Source organism: Streptomyces tritici (genome assembly GCF_048500665.1).
Classification (GTDB): Bacteria; Actinomycetota; Actinomycetes; order Streptomycetales; family Streptomycetaceae; genus Streptomyces; species Streptomyces tritici.
This window is the reverse complement of the sequence record NZ_CP183183.1, coordinates 1,512,044-1,528,935: the sequence shown is the minus strand read 5'-3', so window position 1 is coordinate 1,528,935 and position 16,892 is coordinate 1,512,044. Positions and strand designations below refer to the sequence as shown.

At 74.8% G+C, this 16,892-nt stretch carries 16 protein-coding genes; 12 read left to right on the top strand and 4 right to left on the bottom strand.

Features of this window, described 5'->3' with window-relative positions:
* Nucleotides 1–6 precede the first annotated feature (6 nt).
* The 5 genes from ACNJ93_RS07085 to ACNJ93_RS07065 are packed head-to-tail and all read left to right on the top strand — an operon-like array spanning nucleotide 7 to nucleotide 4,312.
* Complete coding sequence (locus ACNJ93_RS07085) at nucleotides 7–903, top strand: acetaldehyde dehydrogenase (acetylating) (protein WP_418956476.1); 897 nt, start codon at nucleotides 7–9, stop codon at nucleotides 901–903.
* A complete protein-coding gene (gene dmpG / locus ACNJ93_RS07080) occupies nucleotides 900–1,955 on the top strand; it encodes a 4-hydroxy-2-oxovalerate aldolase (RefSeq protein WP_418956475.1) in 1,056 nt (351 codons plus the stop codon). The genes ACNJ93_RS07085 and dmpG overlap by 4 nt, the downstream gene beginning before the upstream one ends.
* Complete coding sequence (locus ACNJ93_RS07075) at nucleotides 1,952–3,088, top strand: Rieske 2Fe-2S domain-containing protein (RefSeq protein ID WP_418956474.1); 1,137 nt, start codon at nucleotides 1,952–1,954, stop codon at nucleotides 3,086–3,088. The genes dmpG and ACNJ93_RS07075 overlap by 4 nt, the downstream gene beginning before the upstream one ends.
* Nucleotides 3,088–3,318: a hypothetical protein gene (locus tag ACNJ93_RS07070; protein ID WP_418956473.1), complete on the top strand. Its 231-nt coding sequence runs from the start codon at nucleotides 3,088–3,090 to the stop codon at nucleotides 3,316–3,318. The genes ACNJ93_RS07075 and ACNJ93_RS07070 overlap by 1 nt, the downstream gene beginning before the upstream one ends.
* Nucleotides 3,308–4,312 (top strand): 2Fe-2S iron-sulfur cluster-binding protein, encoded by a 1,005-nt coding sequence (locus ACNJ93_RS07065; protein WP_418956472.1) that lies wholly within the window; start codon nucleotides 3,308–3,310, stop codon nucleotides 4,310–4,312. The genes ACNJ93_RS07070 and ACNJ93_RS07065 overlap by 11 nt, the downstream gene beginning before the upstream one ends.
* Before the next feature lie 64 nt (nucleotides 4,313–4,376).
* Here ACNJ93_RS07065 and ACNJ93_RS07060 read toward each other — a convergent pair whose 3' ends face one another.
* Complete coding sequence (locus ACNJ93_RS07060) at nucleotides 4,377–5,252, bottom strand: IclR family transcriptional regulator (RefSeq protein ID WP_418956471.1); 876 nt, start codon at nucleotides 5,250–5,252, stop codon at nucleotides 4,377–4,379.
* A gap of 264 nt (nucleotides 5,253–5,516) precedes the next feature.
* Here ACNJ93_RS07060 and hsaA point away from each other — a divergent pair, with 264 nt between their 5' ends.
* From hsaA to ACNJ93_RS07035, 5 genes are read left to right on the top strand one after another with little or no spacing between them, the layout of a single operon-like run.
* Nucleotides 5,517–6,692, top strand: coding sequence for a 3-hydroxy-9,10-secoandrosta-1,3,5(10)-triene-9,17-dione monooxygenase oxygenase subunit (hsaA, locus tag ACNJ93_RS07055; RefSeq protein ID WP_418956470.1), 1,176 nt, complete (start codon nucleotides 5,517–5,519; stop codon nucleotides 6,690–6,692).
* The gene (gene hsaD / locus ACNJ93_RS07050; protein WP_418956469.1) at nucleotides 6,689–7,537 is read left to right on the top strand and encodes a 4,5:9,10-diseco-3-hydroxy-5,9,17-trioxoandrosta-1(10),2-diene-4-oate hydrolase; all 849 of its coding nucleotides are present in this window, start codon (nucleotides 6,689–6,691) and stop codon (nucleotides 7,535–7,537) included. Before hsaA ends, hsaD begins: the two co-directional genes overlap by 4 nt.
* A 16-nt stretch (nucleotides 7,538–7,553) precedes the next feature.
* Nucleotides 7,554–8,450 (top strand): VOC family protein, encoded by an 897-nt coding sequence (locus tag ACNJ93_RS07045; RefSeq protein WP_418956468.1) that lies wholly within the window; start codon nucleotides 7,554–7,556, stop codon nucleotides 8,448–8,450.
* The gene (locus ACNJ93_RS07040; RefSeq protein WP_418956467.1) at nucleotides 8,438–8,923 is read left to right on the top strand and encodes a flavin reductase family protein; all 486 of its coding nucleotides are present in this window, start codon (nucleotides 8,438–8,440) and stop codon (nucleotides 8,921–8,923) included. The genes ACNJ93_RS07045 and ACNJ93_RS07040 overlap by 13 nt, the downstream gene beginning before the upstream one ends.
* Nucleotides 8,920–10,578, top strand: a complete 1,659-nt coding sequence (locus tag ACNJ93_RS07035) for an FAD-dependent oxidoreductase (protein WP_418956466.1) — start codon at nucleotides 8,920–8,922, stop codon at nucleotides 10,576–10,578. Before ACNJ93_RS07040 ends, ACNJ93_RS07035 begins: the two co-directional genes overlap by 4 nt.
* 29 nt (nucleotides 10,579–10,607) lie before the next feature.
* Here the strand turns inward: ACNJ93_RS07035 and ACNJ93_RS07030 are convergent, their stop codons facing one another.
* Together ACNJ93_RS07030 and ACNJ93_RS07025 are read right to left on the bottom strand one after the other, a co-directional pair.
* A complete protein-coding gene (locus tag ACNJ93_RS07030) occupies nucleotides 10,608–12,062 on the bottom strand; it encodes an ankyrin repeat domain-containing protein (protein ID WP_418956465.1) in 1,455 nt (484 codons plus the stop codon).
* Nucleotides 12,063–12,130: 68 nt separating this feature from the next.
* A complete protein-coding gene (locus ACNJ93_RS07025; protein ID WP_418956464.1) occupies nucleotides 12,131–13,009 on the bottom strand; it encodes a hypothetical protein in 879 nt (292 codons plus the stop codon).
* Between the two features lie 184 nt (nucleotides 13,010–13,193).
* Here ACNJ93_RS07025 and ACNJ93_RS07020 point away from each other — a divergent pair, with 184 nt between their 5' ends.
* A complete protein-coding gene (locus ACNJ93_RS07020; RefSeq protein ID WP_418956463.1) occupies nucleotides 13,194–13,976 on the top strand; it encodes a S1 family peptidase in 783 nt (260 codons plus the stop codon).
* Between the two features lie 152 nt (nucleotides 13,977–14,128).
* Here ACNJ93_RS07020 and ACNJ93_RS07015 read toward each other — a convergent pair whose 3' ends face one another.
* Complete coding sequence (locus ACNJ93_RS07015) at nucleotides 14,129–15,904, bottom strand: glycoside hydrolase family 35 protein (protein WP_418956462.1); 1,776 nt, start codon at nucleotides 15,902–15,904, stop codon at nucleotides 14,129–14,131.
* A gap of 94 nt (nucleotides 15,905–15,998) precedes the next feature.
* On the opposite strand from ACNJ93_RS07015, the gene ACNJ93_RS07010 reads away from it, so the two are divergent.
* Complete coding sequence (locus tag ACNJ93_RS07010; protein ID WP_418956461.1) at nucleotides 15,999–16,877, top strand: helix-turn-helix domain-containing protein; 879 nt, start codon at nucleotides 15,999–16,001, stop codon at nucleotides 16,875–16,877.
* The last annotated feature ends 15 nt before the right edge of the window (nucleotides 16,878–16,892 follow it).

Here is a 16,892-nt window from a genome sequence, read left to right as displayed (position 1 = left end):
GTAACGATGCCCACCACGCTCACCGCCGCCGTCGTCGGCTCCGGCAACATCGGGACCGACCTGCTGTACAAGCTCCTGCGCTCGCCCCACATCGAACCCCGCTGGATGATCGGCGTCGACCCGGACAGCGAGGGCCTCGCCCGCGCCCGCCGGCTCGGCCTGGAGACCGGTCACGACGGGGTCGACGCGCTGCTGAAGCGCGACGAACGGCCCGACCTCGTCTTCGAGGCCACCTCCGCGTCCGTGCACCGCGCCCACGCGCCCCGCTACGCCGAACTCGGCATCACCGCGATCGACCTCACACCGGCCGCCGTCGGCCCCGCCGTCGTCCCGCCGGCCAACCTCACCGCGCACCTCGACGCCGCCAACGTCAACCTGATCACCTGCGGCGGCCAGGCCACCATCCCCCTGGTGTACGCCGTCTCCCGCGTCGTGCCCGTCGCCTACGCCGAGATCGTCGCGTCCGTCGCCTCCGTCTCCGCCGGCCCCGGAACCCGCGCCAACATCGACGAGTTCACCCGCACCACCGCCCGCGGCATCGAGACCATCGGCGGCGCCGCCCGCGGCAAGGCCGTCATCATCCTCAACCCCGCCGAGCCGCCGGTCGTCATGCGCGACACCGTGTTCTGCGCGATCCCCGAGGACGCCGACCGGGAGGCGATCGCCGCCTCCGTCGAACGGGTCGCCGCCGAGGTCGCCGCGTACGTGCCCGGCTACCGGCTGCGCGCCGAGCCGCAGTTCGACGACCCGTCCGACGTCAGCGGCGGCATGGCCCGGGTCGCGATCTTCCTGGAGGTGCAGGGCGCCGGCGACTACCTGCCGCCCTACGCCGGGAACCTCGACATCATGACCGCCGCCGCCGTCAAGGTCGGCGAGGAGTTCGCCAAGGAGCGCGCGAAGTGACCGACGCCCCCTACGACATCCGCATCACCGACTCCTCCCTCCGCGACGGCTCCCACGCCAGACGGCACCGGTTCACCGTCGACGAGGTCCGCTCCGTCGTCGCCGCGCTCGACGACGCCGGGGTCCCCGTCATCGAGGTCGCCCACGGCGACGGACTCGGCGGCTCCTCCTTCACGTACGGCTTCTCCCGCACCCCCGAGCAGGAGCTCATCGAAGCGGCCGTCGACACCGCCCGGCGCGCGAGGATCGCGTTCCTCATGCTGCCCGGCCTCGGCGTCGGGGACGACATCCGCGCCGCCCACGCGAACGGCGCGCGGATCTGCCGGATCGCCACCCACTGCACCGAGGCCGACATCTCCGTCCAGCACTTCGGCCTCGCCCGCGCCATGGGCCTGGAGACGGTCGGCTTCCTGATGATGGCCCACTCCACCACCCCGGAGAACCTGGCCCGCCAGGGCCGGATCATGGCCGACGCCGGCTGCCAGTGCGTGTACGTCGTCGACTCCGCCGGCGCCCTCGTCATGGACGAGACCGCCGACCGCGTCGCCGCCCTCGTCGCCGAACTCGGCGACGACGCCCAGGTCGGCTTCCACGGCCACGAGAACCTCGCCCTCGGCACCGGCAACTCCGTCGCCGCCATCCGGGCCGGCGCCCGCCAGATCGACGGCTCCACCCGGCGGCTCGGCGCGGGCGCCGGCAACACCGCCGTCGAGGCGCTGGTCGCCGTCTGCCACAAGATGGGCATCCGCACCGGCATCGACGTACTGAAGATCATCGACGCGGCGGAGGACGTCGTCCGGCCCGTCATGGACGAGGAGTGCCGGCTCGACCGGCTCGCCCTGCTCATGGGCCACGCCGGCGTCTACTCCAGCTTCCTCAAGCACGCCTACCGGCAGGCGGAGCGGTACGGCGTCCCCGGCGCGCAGATCCTGCTCCGGGCCGGCGAGCGGCGCCTCGTCGGCGGCCAGGAGGACCAGCTCATCGACATCGCCCTCGAACTCGCCGCCGAACGGCGACAGCACACCCCGGAAGCAGAGGTGGACCTGCCGTGACCGCTCTCGACGCAACCCCCCGTGTCATCGACACCGGCGCCCCGCCCGCCCGCTTCGCCCGCGGCTGGCACTGCCTCGGCCTCGCCGACGACTTCAAGGACGGCCGGCCTCACGAGATCGAGGCCTTCGGCACCCGGCTCGTCGTCTTCCAGGGCGCCGACGACGGGCTCCTGCACGTCCTCAACGCCTACTGCCCCCACATGGGCGGCAACCTCGCGCACGGCACCGTCAAGGGCGACGCCGTCGCCTGCCCCTTCCACGACTGGCGCTGGTCCGGCGCCGACGGCCGCTGCGCCGGCATCCCGTACGCCCGGCGCGTCCCGCCGCGCGCCCGCACCCGCGCCTGGCTCACCCTGGAGCGCAACCGGCAGCTGTTCGTCTGGCACGACCCCGAGGGGAACCCGCCCCCGCCCGAGGTCACCATCCCGGAGATCGAGGGCATCGACGGCGGGGAGTGGTCCGCCTGGTCGTGGAAGACCGCCCGCGTCGACGGCTCCCACTGCCGCGAGATCGTCGACAACATCGTCGACATGGCGCACTTCTACTACGTGCACTACGCCTTCCCGACGTACTTCAAGAACGTCTTCGACGGCCATGTCGCCACCCAGTACCTGGAGTCCACGCCCCGCGCGGACATGGAGCTCGGCAACCTCAGTGCCCCGCTGCGCTCCGACGCCTCCTACTACGGCCCGTCCTACATGATCGACCGCGTCTCGTCGGACATCGGCGGCGGCGCCGAGATGGAGAGCATCCTCATCAACTGCCACTACCCGGTGAGCGCCACCAGCTTCGTGCTGCTCTACGGGACGATCGTGAAGAAGCTCCCCGGCATGACCGACGAGCAGGCCGACGAGGCGGCGAAGCTGTTCACCTCCGGCCTCGCCGTCGGCTTCGAGCAGGACATCGAGGTCTGGCGGAACAAGACCCGGATCGACAATCCGCTGCTCAGCGAGGAGGACGGCCCGGTCTACCAACTGCGCCGCTGGTACGAGCAGTTCTACGTGGACGCGGCCGACGTGAAGGACGAGATGGTGCGCCGCTTCGAGTTCGAGATCGACACGACGCGGGCCAACGAGGCGTGGCGCGCCGAGGTCGCCGAGAACCTCGCGAGGCGCGCGCGGGAGCAGGGCTGATGCGCCCCGTCGCGTGCGCGGCCTGCGGCAACGAGGTGCTGTGCGAGAAGTTCAGCGCCGCGCACACCGCCGTGCAGTGGACCGCGGAGGCCGCCGCGGTCTGCCCCCGCATCGCCGAGCGGGTCGCGGCCGGCGAGCCCTCGGCCCGGGTACGGGTCTGCGGCGCGCTGCGCGACAGCATCGACGCCGCCGTCGCGGCGGGGGAGCTGGAGGTGACGGGTGCCTGGTAGCCGTACCGTCCGGGTGGTGGAGGCGGTCCGCGAGACCGCCGACGCCGTCTCCCTCGTGCTCGACCCCGGGGACGCCGGACTCGCCTACCGTCCCGGGCAGTTCCTGACGGTGCGGATCCCCGGCGGCGGGGCGCGCTGCTACTCCCTGGCCAGCTCCCCGCACACCGGCGAGCCGCCGCGGATCACCGTCAAGCGGGTGCCCGGCGGCGTCGGCTCGGCCTGGATCTGCGACCGGGTGACGGTCGGCGACGAGCTCGAAGTGCTTCCGCCGGCCGGGCAGTTCGGCCCCGCCGACCTCGACCGCGACCTGCTGCTCGTGGCCGGTGGCAGCGGCATCACGCCGGTGCTGTCGGTCGCGAAGTCGGCGCTGGCGGCGGGGCGCGCACGGGTCGCCCTGGTGTACGCGAACCGGGCCGAGCCCGCCGTCATCTTCCGCGACGAACTGCGCGAGCTGGCCGAGGACTTCCCGGGCCGCTTCACCCTGATCCACTGGCTGGAGACCCTCCAGGGCCTGCCCACCGCCGACGCCCTGTCCGCCACGGTCGCCCCGTACGCCGTCCGCGACGCCTATCTGTGCGGCCCGGTCCCGCTGATGGACGCGGCGGAGGCGGCGGTACGGGCCAGCGGCGGGCGCACCGTGCACCGCGAGCGTCACTTCTCGCTCTCCGACGACGTGTTCGCCCGCCCCGCGGCCCAGGAGCCCGCCGGCGACGCGCCCGGGTACACGGCCGTGGCCGTCCTCGACGGCGCGCGGCACGAGGTCGCGGGCGGGCGGGAGACGCCGCTGCTCGACGCGCTCCTGGCGGCCGGCGTGGACGCGCCGTACTCCTGCCGGGAGGGTGCCTGCGCGGCCTGCACCTGCCGGATCGTCTCCGGCGGGACGAAGCTGCTGCGCAACGAGGTGCTGACGGACGCGGACCTCGCCGAGGGCTACACGCTGGCCTGCCAGACCGTGCCGCTCGGCCCGCGCGTCGAGGTCACGTACGACGCGTGAGCGGCGCGGCGTCCGCGCGCCGCTCCCGCCCCCGTCCGCCCGGGCTTCCGCGGCCGGCCCCGTCTCACATCCACTCGCTGGTCCGCAGCCAGCCCAGCATCGTGTCCATCGCCTGCGCCGACATGTCCGGCCTCGGCGCGGCCGGCGCGGGCGCCGGAGCCGTGATCCGCCGGGCCGGCCGGCCGGGGCCGAACAGGTCCTGCCACACGGCCCGGGCGCACGACCGCACGGCCGGCGCGAGCCGTTCCAGGTCCCGGTGCGCGCCCCGCCCCGACACCGAGACCGCGGCGATCGCCCGGCCGGAGCCGCGCAGCGGGGCGGCCACGCAGGACACCCCGCGGCAGGTCTCCTCCAGGTCGAAGGCCACCCCGCGGTCCCGGACCTCCGCGAGCCGCGCCCGCAGCTGCGCCGGGGCGGTGATCGTGCGGGGGGTGTGCGCCCGGAGCCGTCCGGCGAGGACGGTGTCGACGACCGCCGGGTCCCCGTGGGCGAGCAGCGCCTTGCCGGCCGCCGTGGAGTGCGCGGGCATCCGGCCGCCGACGCGGGACGGCACGCTCGTGTCGGCGGAACCGCCGATCCGCTCCAGGCAGACGATCTCGGCGCCGTCGAGCACGTACAGGTGGACCAGCGAGCCGGTCGCCTCGTGCAGCGCGTGCAGCCGGGGCAGCGCGGTGCGGCGCAGCCGGTTGTGGTGCGCGGCGAGCGCGCCGAGCTCCAGCATCCGCATGCCCATGCGGTAGTCGCGGCCCTCCCGGTCCAGCCAGCGCAGCCGCACCAGCTGGTCGAGGATGCGGTGGGCGGAGGAGCGGGGGAGCCCGGAACGCCGGATCACCTCGGTGAGGGACAGGCGCGGCTCGGGCCCGTCGAAGGCGGCGAGCACGAGGGCCGCCTTCTCCAGGAGGGACGGGGCGGCCGGTGCGCCGACGAGCTCAGCGGTCATGGACGTCTCCTGGGGTGACAGGGCGCGGCCGCGCCCTCGCGGCGCGTGCTTCCGTGACGTTGCGCAGACCCTGCCACGGCCCCGCGGGCCCGGGGAAGACGCGTGCAGCACTTATTTCTATTAGGCATACCTGAGGGGGTGTCAGAGACGGGCGGACCGCCCTCCGCGCCGGGTTCCCGCTCAGCGGGAACCCCGTATGCCGTTCCGGAACACCCCCGGCGTACGGTCCAGCCACTCCCTCCCCCTTCGAAGAGAGGACACGCGATGAGCGACGCCACCGGAGCCGTCCTCGAGGCGGTCCGGGCCCTCGCCCCGGCCCTGCGCGAGCGGGCCGCCGAGGCCGAGGCCGCCCGCCGGGTCCCCGAGGCGACCGTCGAGGAGCTGGCCGCGACCGGCTTCTTCAAGCTCCTCCAGCCGCGCGCCCACGGCGGCCACGCCGCCGACCCCGCCGTCTTCTACGCCGCCGTCAAGGAGATCGCCAAGGCCTGCGGCTCCACCGGCTGGGTCGCCTCCGTCGTCGGCGTCCACCCCTGGCACGTCGCCCTGTACGAGGCCAAGGCACAGGAGGAGGTGTGGGGCGAGGACCCGGACGCCCGGATCTGCTCCTCGTACGCCCCCACCGGCACCGTCACCCCCGTCGACGGAGGCTTCCTGCTCGACGGCACCTGGCACTTCTCCTCCGGCTGCGACCACACCGACTGGGCGCTGCTCGGCGGCCTGGTCACCGACGCCGACGGCCGGCCCGTCGACATGCGCACCTTCCTCGTGCCCCGCGCCGACTACCGGATCGACGACGTCTGGGACACCGTCGGGCTGCGCGGCACCGGCTCCCACGACATCGTCTGCGAGGGCGTGTTCGTGCCCGAGCACCGCGCCCTCAGCTTCGGCCCGGTCAGCGCGCTCGACGCCCCCGGGCAGCAGGTCAACCCCGAACCGCTGTACCGGCTGCCGTACGCGGCCGTCTTCACCACCACCATCTCCACCCCGATCGTCGGCATCGCCGAGGGCGCGCACGAGGCGTACACCGCCGCCACCCGCGAACGGTTCCGCGTCTCGTACGGGCAGCAGGTCGCTCAGGACCCCTTCGCCCAGGTCCGCATCGCCCGCGCCGCCGGCGACATCGACGCCGCCTGGCTCCAGCTCACCCGCAACATCGCCGAGCTGTACGGACTGGCCGAGCGCGGCGAGCCGCTGCCCATGGCCCTGCGCGCCCGCGCCCGCCGCGACCAGGTGCTCGCCACCGAGCGGGCGGTCGCCGCCGTCGACCTGCTGATGGAGAACGCCGGCGGCAGCGCGATGCGCACCGGCCCCGGCGCCCTCCAGCGCGCCTGGCGCGACGTCCACACCGGCCGCGGCCACGCCGCCAACGACCCCGAGCGCGCGCTCGCCCTGTACGGCCAGGCGGCACTCGGCCTCGACATCCAGGACACGATGCTGTGATCACCTACGAGTCGACCTCCCGCACCGCGAAGGCCGCCGGCCTCACCCTGCACTACCACGAGGCCGGCCCCGCGGACGGGCCCGTGGTGGTGATGCTCCACGGCGGCGGCCCCGGCGCCACCGCCTGGTCCAACTTCGGCGGCAACCTGCCCGTGTTCGCCGAGCGGTTCCGCACGCTGCTGATCGACCAGCCCTGCTTCGGCCGCTCCGACAAGCCCGAACCCGACCGCGACTACTTCTCGTTCAGCGCGGGCGCCGTCGCGGCTCTCCTCGGCGCACTCGGCATCGAGAAGGCCCACGTCATCGGCAACTCCCTCGGCGGCGGCACCGCCGTCCGGCTCGCCCTCGACCACCCGCGGCTGGTCGGCAGGCTGCTCCTCATGGGCCCCGGCGGGATCTCCGTCAACCTGTTCTCGCCCGATCCGACCGAGGGCATCAAGCAGCTCTTCGCCTTCAACTCCGCGGCCGCGCCCACCCGCGCGCAGATGCGGGCCTTCCTGCTGACCATGGCGTACGACCCGGCGATCGTCACCGACGCCTTCGTCGAGGAGCGCTACACGCAGGCCGTCGACCCCGAGGCCCGGCTCGGCGCGGCCCGCATGGGCGCCGCCTTCGCGCAGTGGCCCGTCGACTCCATGCTCTGGCGCGAGGGACACCGCATCACCCAGCCCACCCTGCTCACCTGGGGCCGCGAGGACCGCACCAACCCGCTCGACGGCGCGCTGCTCGCCCTGAGGACCATCCCCGACGCCCGGCTGCACGTCTTCCCGCACTGCGGCCACTGGGCCCAGACCGAGGCGTACGACGAGTTCAACCGCCTCGCCCTCGACTTCTTCACCCCCTGACACCTGGAGCCCCGCCATGGACATCCGCTCCCTCGGCTACCTGCGCATCGAGACCGCCGACCTCCCCGCCTGGCGCCGCTACGCCCTCGACATCCTCGGCATGGTCGAGGGCGAGGGCTCCGGCGAGACCGTCCTGCACACCCGCATCGACGACCGGATCCGCCGCTTCTCCTTCGTCGCCGGCGACACCGACCGGCTGCTCGCCGCCGGCTTCGAACTGCCGCACGCCCGCGCCCTCGACGAGGCCGCCGAGGAACTGGAGGCGCACGGCTTCCCCGTCAAGCGCGCCGACGAGGCCACCCTCGCCGAACGCCGCGTCCAGGGCCTCGTCCACGTCGAGGACCCGGCCGGCAACCCCCTGGAGCTGTACTGCGGCCAGGCCCAGGACCACAGTCCGCTCGGCACCCCCTACGGCAACCGCTTCGTCACCGGCGACCACCTGGGCCTCGGCCACGTCGTGCTGCCGGCGCCCGACATGGACGCCGCCGTGAGCTTCTACGAGCACCTGCTCGGCTTCCAGCTGCGCGACCGGATGAAGCTGCCGCCGGCCGCCGTGCCCACCGGCGCGCCCGGCCGGGACTTCCACTGGATGAACTTCCTCAGCCCCAACGCCCGCCACCACAGCCTCGGCCTCTACCCCGGCGCGCTGCCGCCCGGCATCGTCCACTTCATGGTCGAGACCGACTCGCTGGACGCCGTCGGCTACTGCCTGGACCGGATGAACGCGGCCGGCATCCCGATCGCCTCCACCCTCGGCCGGCACTCCAACGACCACATGGTCTCCTTCTACGCCCACGCCCCCGGCGGCTTCCAGGTCGAGTACGGCTGGGACGGGCTGCTCGTCGACCCGGCGACCTGGACGACCAAGGAGATCACCTCCGACAGCCTCTGGGGCCACCAGTGGAACGGCTGACCGAGCGGCTGACGAAGCGGGTCCTCGGCCACTTCGCCAGCGGCGTGACGGTGGTCGCGGCCCTGGCGGAGGACGGCCGGCCGGCGGGCCTGGCGGTGCAGTCCTTCGCCTCTCTTTCCCTCGACCCGCCGCTCGTGCTGCTCTGCGTCGGCAGGAACTCCACCAGCTGGCCGAAGGTCGCACGCGCCGGCCGGTTCGGGGTGTCGATCCTCGCCGCCGAGCAGCGGGACGTCTGCGCGGCGCTCGGCCGGCCCGGCCCCGACAAGTTCGCCGGCCTCGACTGGACGGCCGGCGCGCAGGGCGCGGTGCACGTCGACGGGGCGCTCGCCACCCTCGACTGCGCGGTCCACGCCGTCCACGAGGCCGGCGACCACCTCGTCGTCACCGCCCGCGTCCTCGCCCTCGACGCCCGCGAGGACGGCACGCCGCTGCTCTACTACCGCAGCGACTACGCGACAGGAGTCTTCTCGTGAGTGCCGCACACGGCTACGACGTGGTGGTCGTCGGCTCCGGCGCGGCCGGTTTCGCCGCCGCCATCACCGCCCGGCTGCGCGGCCTTTCGGTCCTGGTCGTCGAGAAGACCGACCGCTACGGCGGCTCCACCGCCCTGTCCGGCGGCGCGATCTGGGTCCCCGGCAACCTGCACCTCGACGCGGCCGGGCTCGGCGACACGTACGAGAAGGCCCGCGCCTACCTCGACGCGACCGTCGGCGACCGTGTCCCGGAGGACCGCAAGGACGCCTATCTGCGCCACGGGCCGCGCATGGTGCGGGAGTTCCACGAGCGCACCGAGGTGCGCTTCATGTACACCCCCGGATACTCCGACTACTTCCCCGAGGCGCTCGGCGGCATGGCGCAGGGCCGCTCCATCGAGCCGCAGATCATGGACCTCAGGCGGCTCGGCCCGCTCGCGGCCACGATGCGGCGGGCCGGACTGCCCACGTACGGGCTGACCATGACCTCGTACGACTTCCGGTACCTGAACATGGTCGCCCGCACCTGGGCCGGGAAGCGGACCGCCGTCCGCGTCGTCCTGCGCGCCGTCGGGGCCCGGCTCGCCGGCCGCAGGCCGCTCTCGCTCGGCGAGGCGCTGATCGCCCGCATGCGGTACGCGCTGGACCGGCTCGGCGGCGAGCTGTGGCTCTCCGCACCGGTGACGGCGCCGACCCGGGACGACACGGGCCGGGTCACCGGCGTACGGGTGCGGCGCGACGGCGCGGAGACGGAGGTGCGGGCCCGCCTCGGCGTCGTCCTCGCCTCCGGAGGCTTCTCGCACGACCAGGCGCTCCGCGAGAAGCACCTGCCCGCGCCGACCTCCACGGCCTGGACGCACGCCGCCGAGGGCCAGACCGGGGACGCGCTGCGGTTCGGCGAGGAACTGGGCGCGGCGACGGACCTGCTCGACAAGGTGTGGGGCGCGCCGTCGGTCTGCCCGCCGGGCGAGAAGCCGTTCTTCCTGGTCGCCGACCGGGGCATCCCCGGCATGGTGATCGTCAACGCGGCGGGGGAGCGGTACGCCAACGAGGCCGCGCCGTACCACGCGTTCGTGGACCGCATGTACGCCTGCGACCGGCCGGAGGCGACGACCGTCCCCTCCTGGCTGATCCTGGACGCCCGCTCCAGGGCCCGCTACATCTTCGCCGGGCTGTTCCCCGGGCAGCCGTTCCCGAAGAGCTGGCGGGACTTCGTCGTCGAGGCCCCGACGCTGGCGGACCTGGCCGCCCGGATCGGCGCACCGCGCCTGGAGGCCGAGATCGCCCGCTTCAACCGCTTCGCCGAGGCGGGCCGGGACGAGGACTTCGGCCGCGGCGACTCGGTCTACGACCGCTACTACGGCGACCCCACCCTGAAGAACCCGAACCTCGCGCCCCTGGACAAGGGCCCGTTCCACGCGATCCCCGTCCACCCCGGCGACATCGGCACCAAGGGCGGCCTGGTCACCGACGCCGACGCCCGCGTCCTGCGCGAGGACGGCACCCCGGTCGAGGGCCTGTACGCGGCCGGCAACTGCTCGGCAGCCGTCATGGGCGACACGTACCCGGGCCCGGGAGCGACGATCGGCCCGGCGATGGCCTTCGCCTGGGCGGCGGTCGACGCGATGGCGAAGGAACGGAGGGCGGGGGAGTAGAGCGCCACGCGGCACCCGCCCGGGCGGCGTCAGCGTGGCGTCGTCCACTCCAGGCGGGTGCGCAGTCGCGGGTCGCGGATGTACTCCAGGGCGGCCAGGGCCGTCTCGCGGGCCGGGCTCTCCGGGCCTTCGGAGGACAGCAGCCGCAGCAGCGCGTCCACCGCTCGCGGGTCCTGGCGGATCGCCAGCCCGCGGGCGGCCTCGGCCGCCGTGTCCGGGTCGGGGTCGGCGAGCCGCGCGGCCAGCGCCTCGCGGACCGCGGGCGCGTCGCCCGGCGTCTCCGCGAGGGCGAGCGTCGCCCAGTCCCGCACCCCCGCGTCCGCGTCGCGGCTCAGCGCCACCAGCGCGTCGACCGCGCGTGCGTCGCCCTCCGGGACCAGCCCGGTCGCCGCCACCGCGACCGTGCGGCGCACGTCCGGGTCCGGGTGGCCGGCGTGCCGCAGGATCTCCGGCAGCGCGGCCGGGTCCCCGTACTGGCCGAGCCCCGCCACCACGGCCTGCACCAGCACCCCGTCCCGCGCCTCCCGCGACAGCTCCCGCAGCAGCGGCAGCCCGCGCGCCGCGAAGTCCTTCAACCGGCCGAGCACGCTCGCCCCGAACGCCTGCCGCAGCTCGTCCCCGAGCCCGCAGTACGCGGCCGCCGCCCGGTACGTCTCCTCGTCGCCCCGCCGCCACAGCGCGGCGACGGACTCCGTCCAGTCGTCCAGCTCCGGGTCCGCGCAGTTCAGCGCCCGCTCCGCCAGCTCCTCGAACGGGGTGCGCAGCCCCAGCTCGCCCTCCAGGAGCGTGACGATCGCCGCGTGCCCGGTCTGCCGTTCGTCGCCCGCGCCGGGCGCGCCGTCCTCCCGCAGCAGCTCCACCACGACGGTGATCCCGCCGTCCTCCGGGATCCGCCGCACGACCGTCTCGTGCCCCGTCCCGTACGTCTCGGCCAGCGAGCGCCGCAGCACCCCCTCGATGTCGGCGCCCACCCACGTCCGCGCCTCCCGCAGCGCGTCCTCCACGGGGCCCGCCCCGAAGTCGAGCAGGGCCCGGACACAGCCGGTGGAGCCGCGGCGGGCCGCGGCGACCAGCGGCGGCAGCCCGTCGGGGCCGGGGAGATTGGGGTCCGCACCGTGCTCCAGGAGGGCCTGCACGGTGTCCGCGTGGCCCTGCCGGACCGCCCACGCCATCGCCGTGAAGCCGAACTCCTCCTGGCGGTCGGCCACCGCCCCCGCGGACAGCAGCGCCCGCACCGCCTCGGTGTGCCCGCCACAGGCCGCCCCGCACAGCGGCAGGTCGCCGCCGTCCTCGCCGCTGCCCCGCTCCGGATCGGCCCCGGCGGCCAGCAGGATCCGCACCGCGGCCGGCCGGTTCGCCACCGCCGCCAGATAGAGGGCGGTCTGCCCGTCCTCGTCCGCCGTGTCGGCGGGGACGCCGGAGCGCAGCAGCCGTACGAGGGCGTCGTCGTCTCCCGCGTGCACGGCCTCGAACAGATCGTCCATACACCGACCATCCCCCGCAAAGCCCCCGTTCGCCAAATCAACTCGGCGGACCGACGCGGCGCGAGCGCCTAGGGCTCGCAGTCGAGGACCGTCCGGCACAGCCCGCAGCGCGCCCGCAGCGGCCGTCCGGCCGCCGGCACGCGGATGCGCTGGCGGCAGGCCGGGCACGGGAACGAGACCCGCAGCGAGGAGCCCGCGCCCTCGAAGGCGTACGGGGCGTCCGGCCCCGCCCGGCCGTGCCGGCGCTCCTTCACGTACCGGTGCCGGCTCAGCCGGCCCGCGCCGGCGAGCGGCGGCCGGCGGGCCTCGCGCAGGGCCCGGTCCCGGCCGCGCGCATACGCCTCGTACGCCTGCGGGCTGGTGAACCAGGGGGAGGGGTCCTCGCCGAAGACCTCGGCCCGCAGCGCGAGCACGTAGCCGAACTCCTCCGGGGTGAGGTAGCCCAGCTTCTGGCTGGTCAGCGCGTCCTCGCGGAAGGCGTCGAGGAGCAGCCAGCCCGCGCCGAGGTAGGCGGTGACGGTGTCGGTGAGCACCTCGTTGGCGCGCCGGCCGGGGAACGCGAGGTCGAGCCGGTGCAGCAGCACATGGGTGATCTCGTGGGCGAGCGCCGCTCCGATGTCCCGGCGATGCCGCCGGAACCGGTCGTTCAGCTCGACGAAGTACTCGGGGCCCGCGGCCAGTTCGACGGCGGCCGCGTGCTCCATGGGACGGAAGCTCACGACCATCCGGGCCTCGGGCAGCCGCAGGTGCCGCACCAGCGCGCGGGCCACCCGCTGGGCGCCCAGGTGGAGGTCCTCGTCGTCGCGGAGGGCCACGTCGGCGGGGGTGACGCTGGCCGCGTAGGCGAGCACCCCGTCCGCCGAGAGCCGCCGGTACAGCGCGGTGATCGCGCCGTGGACCGTGTCCAGGTGCGGGAACCCGCGTACGACCTCGCCACCGTTCGCCACGACAGCCCCCTCAGCGTGTCCGCCCCCGTCTCCCACTGTACGGGCGGCCCCGCGCGCGTCCCCCATGGCCGAAAACGTGGTCTTGTGAGGCCGCCGCGCCGGTCCCGACAATCGGACGGCAGCTTGACGGGCTCATGCCATTCCCGTCGGGTCTGCGCGTCAACCCCCCACGAAAGGCAGTCAGTTGAAGAACACGCTTGCGCGTTTCCTGAAGAGAGCGGTGGCGGCCGGCGCGGTCGCGCTCGCCGCGGTCAGCCTCCAGCCCGTCTCCACCGCCACCGCCGCGCCCACCCCGGTCGTCGGCGGCACCCGCGCCGCCCAGGGCGAGTTCCCTTGGATGGTCCGGCTCTCCATGGGCTGCGGCGGCTCGCTGCTGACCCCGCAGATCGTCCTCACCGCCGCCCACTGCGTGAGCGGCTCCGGCCCCAACACGAGCATCACCGCCACGGCCGGCGTCGTCGACCTGCAGAGCAGCAGCGCCATCAAGGTCCGGTCCACGAAGGTGTACCAGGCCCCCGGCTACAACGGCCAGGGCAAGGACTGGGCCCTGATCAAGCTCGCCTCGCCGATCACCTCGCTGCCCACGCTGAAGATCGCCGAGACGACCGCGTACAACAGCGGCACGTTCACCGTCGCCGGCTGGGGCGCCACCCGCGAGGGCGGCAGCCAGCAGCGGTACCTGCGCAAGGCCACCGTGCCGTTCGTCTCCGACGCCGAGTGCAAGGCGGCCTACGGCAGCTCCCTGGTGGCCGCCGAGGAGATCTGCGCCGGCTACAACGAGGGCGGCGTGGACACCTGCCAGGGCGACTCCGGCGGCCCGATGTTCCGCCGCGACAACGCCGGCGCGTGGATCCAGGTCGGCATCGTGAGCTGGGGCGAGGGCTGTGCGCGGCCGGGCTACCCGGGCGTCTACACCGAGGTCTCCACCTTCGCCTCCGCCATCAAGTCGGCCGCGGCGACGCTGTAACGGCACCAGCCGCGGCGACGCCGTGACGGCACCACCCGGGGCGGACCGAACCGGACGGCCCGCCCCGGGCACGTCACCCGGGCGTGTCACACCCCTGGGCCCGTCGCACCCCCGGGCCCGTCACGCCCGGGCTCGCCGCACCGCGCGGCGCGTCACGTCAGGGCCGCGCCCGGGCCCGCCGGGCCCTCCAGCTCCAGGATCCACACCTCGTTCCGGCCCTCGCGCAGCACCGGACCCGGGACGTACAGCGACAGCTGCGGGCCCACCGACCAGTAGCGGCCCAGGCAGAAGCCGTTGACCCACACGAAGCCGCGGGTCCAGCCCGGGAGCGCCAGGTCGGCGTCGCCCGCCCCGGCGACCTCCACCGCCAGCCGGTACAGGCCCGGACCACCCGCGCCGTCCGCCCCGCCGTCCGCCCTCCGAGGCGCCGTGAACGGCAGCTTCGCCACCGCCTCCGGCTCGAACGCGTCCAGCCGCAGTCCCCGCGCCGTCACCCCGTGCAGGTACTGCCGCTCGTGCCGCAGCCCGCCGGTGATCCCCTTCGGCTCCGCCAGCCGCGGCCCGTAGTTCACCCGGCCCAGCGACTCCACCCACAGCTCCACCGCCGCCGGCCCGGCCACCGGCTCCGGCAGCACCGCGTCCTCGCCGTCCCCGGGCTCCAGGACCGCCGCCCGCACCCCGTCCACGTACACCACCGCGAGGTCCCGCAGCCCCGCCGCCGTCAGCGGGTACGGCTGCCGCGGCCCCGGGACGTCCACCCGGTACCGCACCACGCCCCGCTCCACGCCCAGCTCCTCGAACGTCGGCGGCAGCGGCGCCCACCGCTCCGCGTCGCCCAGCGCCTCCAGGACCTCCGGCAGCGGCAGCCATCCCTCCACCACCCCCGACACCGGCACGGCCAGCCGCGCCGGCGGCTCCGGCACCGGAGGCGGCGGCCCGTCCGCGTACGCGGCCAGGACCTCGCGGAACGCCCAGTACTTCGCCGTCGGCCGCCCTTGCTCGTCGACCGGCGCGTCGTAGTCGTACGAGGTCACCGTCGGCCGCAGCGGCCCGTCGTGCAGCTCGCCCGCCCGGTTCGCGCCCGCCCGGCCGCCGAAGCTCGTGCCGCCGTGCGCCATGTAGAGGTTCACCGACGCCCCGCACTCCAGGATCTCCCGCAGCGCCGCCGCCGCGTCGTCCGCGTCCCGCAGCGTGCGCTCCGTGCCCCAGTGGTCGAACCAGCCGCACCAGAACTCCATGCACATCAGCGGCCCGCGCGGCTGGTGCCGGCGCAGCGTCGCGAACGCCTCCCGCGCACCCGAGCCGAAGTTCGCCGTCGCCAGCACGCCCGGCACCGAACCGCCGGTCAGCATGTGGTCCTCGGGCCCGTCCGAGGTGAACAGCGGCACCGTCACCCCGCAGTCCCGCAACAGCTCCGCCATCTTCCGCAGATACCCCGCGTCACTGCCGTAACTGCCGTACTCGTTCTCCACCTGCACCAGCACCACCGGCCCGCCCCGGTCCACCTGCCGCTCCACCACCTGCGGCAGCAGCCGCCGGAACCAGCCGTCCACCGGCCCCAGGAACTCCGGGTCGTCCGTCCGCACCCGCCGCCCCAGCAGCCCGGTCAGCCAGTGCGGCAGCCCCCCGTTCTCCCACTCCGCGCAGATGTACGGCCCCGGCCGCACGATCGCCCACAGCCCCGCCCGCTCCGCCGCGTCCAGGAAGCGGCCGAGCGCGGCCACGTCCCCGTACCGGCCGGGCTCCGGCTCGTACAGGTTCCACGGCACGTACGTCTCCACGCAGTTGAGCCCCATCGCGCGGAGCATCCCGAGGCGGTGCTCCCACTGGCCCTCGTGCACCCGGAAGTAGTGCAGCGCCCCCGACAGCAGCCGCACCGGCCGCCCGTCCAGCAGAAAATCCGTCTCACCCACCGCGAACTCGCTCATGGGCCCCACCTTCGCCCTCTGGCGGAGGACGGGTCCATGGACAAAGATCGTCGCTGTTTGGACGTACGGGCGGACGCGGGAAGGGACGGCGGGGATGTACCACACCTGGATGCGCTACTTCACGCCCGGCCCGGTCCACCACCGCCTGGGCCTGGTCTGTCTCGGCGTCGGACTCCAGCACGGCGCCCTGCCCACCGTCGGCCCGCGCACCCTCGACCACCACGTCGCCGTCGTCGTCAGCGCCGGCAGCGGCTGGTACCGCACCCCCGACGGCCGGCGCACCACCGTCACCGCGCCCGCCCTGCTCTGGCTCACCCCCGGCGTCCCGCACCACTACTCCGCCGACCCCGGCACCGGCTGGGACGAGGCCTTCGTCGACTTCACCGGCCCGGCCACCGCCACCTACACCGAACTCGGCTACATCGAGCCCGAGCGCCCCGTCGTCCCCCTCTCCGACGCCGGCCCCGCCCGCGGCGTCGTCGGCCGCATCGCCCGCGCCGCCCGGCGCGGCAACCCGCTCCTGGAGGTGGAGACCGCCGCGGCCGTCCACGAACTGCTGGTCGCGCTGCGCCGGGCCCGCGCCGACACCAACGCCGAGGGCGACCCCGTGCTCACCGCCCTCGCCCGCGACGCGTTCCAGTCCCTGTCGGTCGCCGAGCACGCCGCCCGGCACGGCATGACGGCCGCCGAGCTGCGCACGGCCGTGCGGCGGGCGGCCGGCTGCAGCCCCAAGGACTATCTGCTGACCATCCGGCTCGGCCGGGCGAAGGAACTCCTCGCCGCCACCGAGCTGCCCGTCGCCGCCGTCGCCCGCCGGGTGGGCTACGACGATCCGGCGTACTTCTCCCGGCTGTTCACCCGCCGGGTGGGGATCGCCCCGGTCCGCTTCCGCGAGCAGCAGGGACGGGTGGTGCCCGGCGGCTGGAGCGACCGGATCCCGGATCCCGAACACCCTCCGACGATCGCCGGGTGATCGGGCTAGGCTCGC

Bases quoted from the DNA above. Each gene is read 5' to 3' on its own strand.
- ACNJ93_RS07085 (WP_418956476.1), top strand. From the start codon at position 7: ATGCCCACCACGCTCACCGCCGCCGTCGTCGGCTCCGGCAACATCGGG.
- ACNJ93_RS07070 (WP_418956473.1), top strand. From the start codon at position 3,088: ATGCGCCCCGTCGCGTGCGCGGCCTGCGGCAACGAGGTGCTGTGCGAG.
- ACNJ93_RS07060 (WP_418956471.1), bottom strand. From the start codon at position 5,252: ATGACCGCTGAGCTCGTCGGCGCACCGGCCGCCCCGTCCCTCCTGGAG.
- hsaA (WP_418956470.1), top strand. From the start codon at position 5,517: ATGAGCGACGCCACCGGAGCCGTCCTCGAGGCGGTCCGGGCCCTCGCC.
- ACNJ93_RS07045 (WP_418956468.1), top strand. From the start codon at position 7,554: ATGGACATCCGCTCCCTCGGCTACCTGCGCATCGAGACCGCCGACCTC.
- ACNJ93_RS07030 (WP_418956465.1), bottom strand. From the start codon at position 12,062: ATGGACGATCTGTTCGAGGCCGTGCACGCGGGAGACGACGACGCCCTC.
- ACNJ93_RS07015 (WP_418956462.1), bottom strand. From the start codon at position 15,904: ATGAGCGAGTTCGCGGTGGGTGAGACGGATTTTCTGCTGGACGGGCGG.
- ACNJ93_RS07010 (WP_418956461.1), top strand. From the start codon at position 15,999: ATGTACCACACCTGGATGCGCTACTTCACGCCCGGCCCGGTCCACCAC.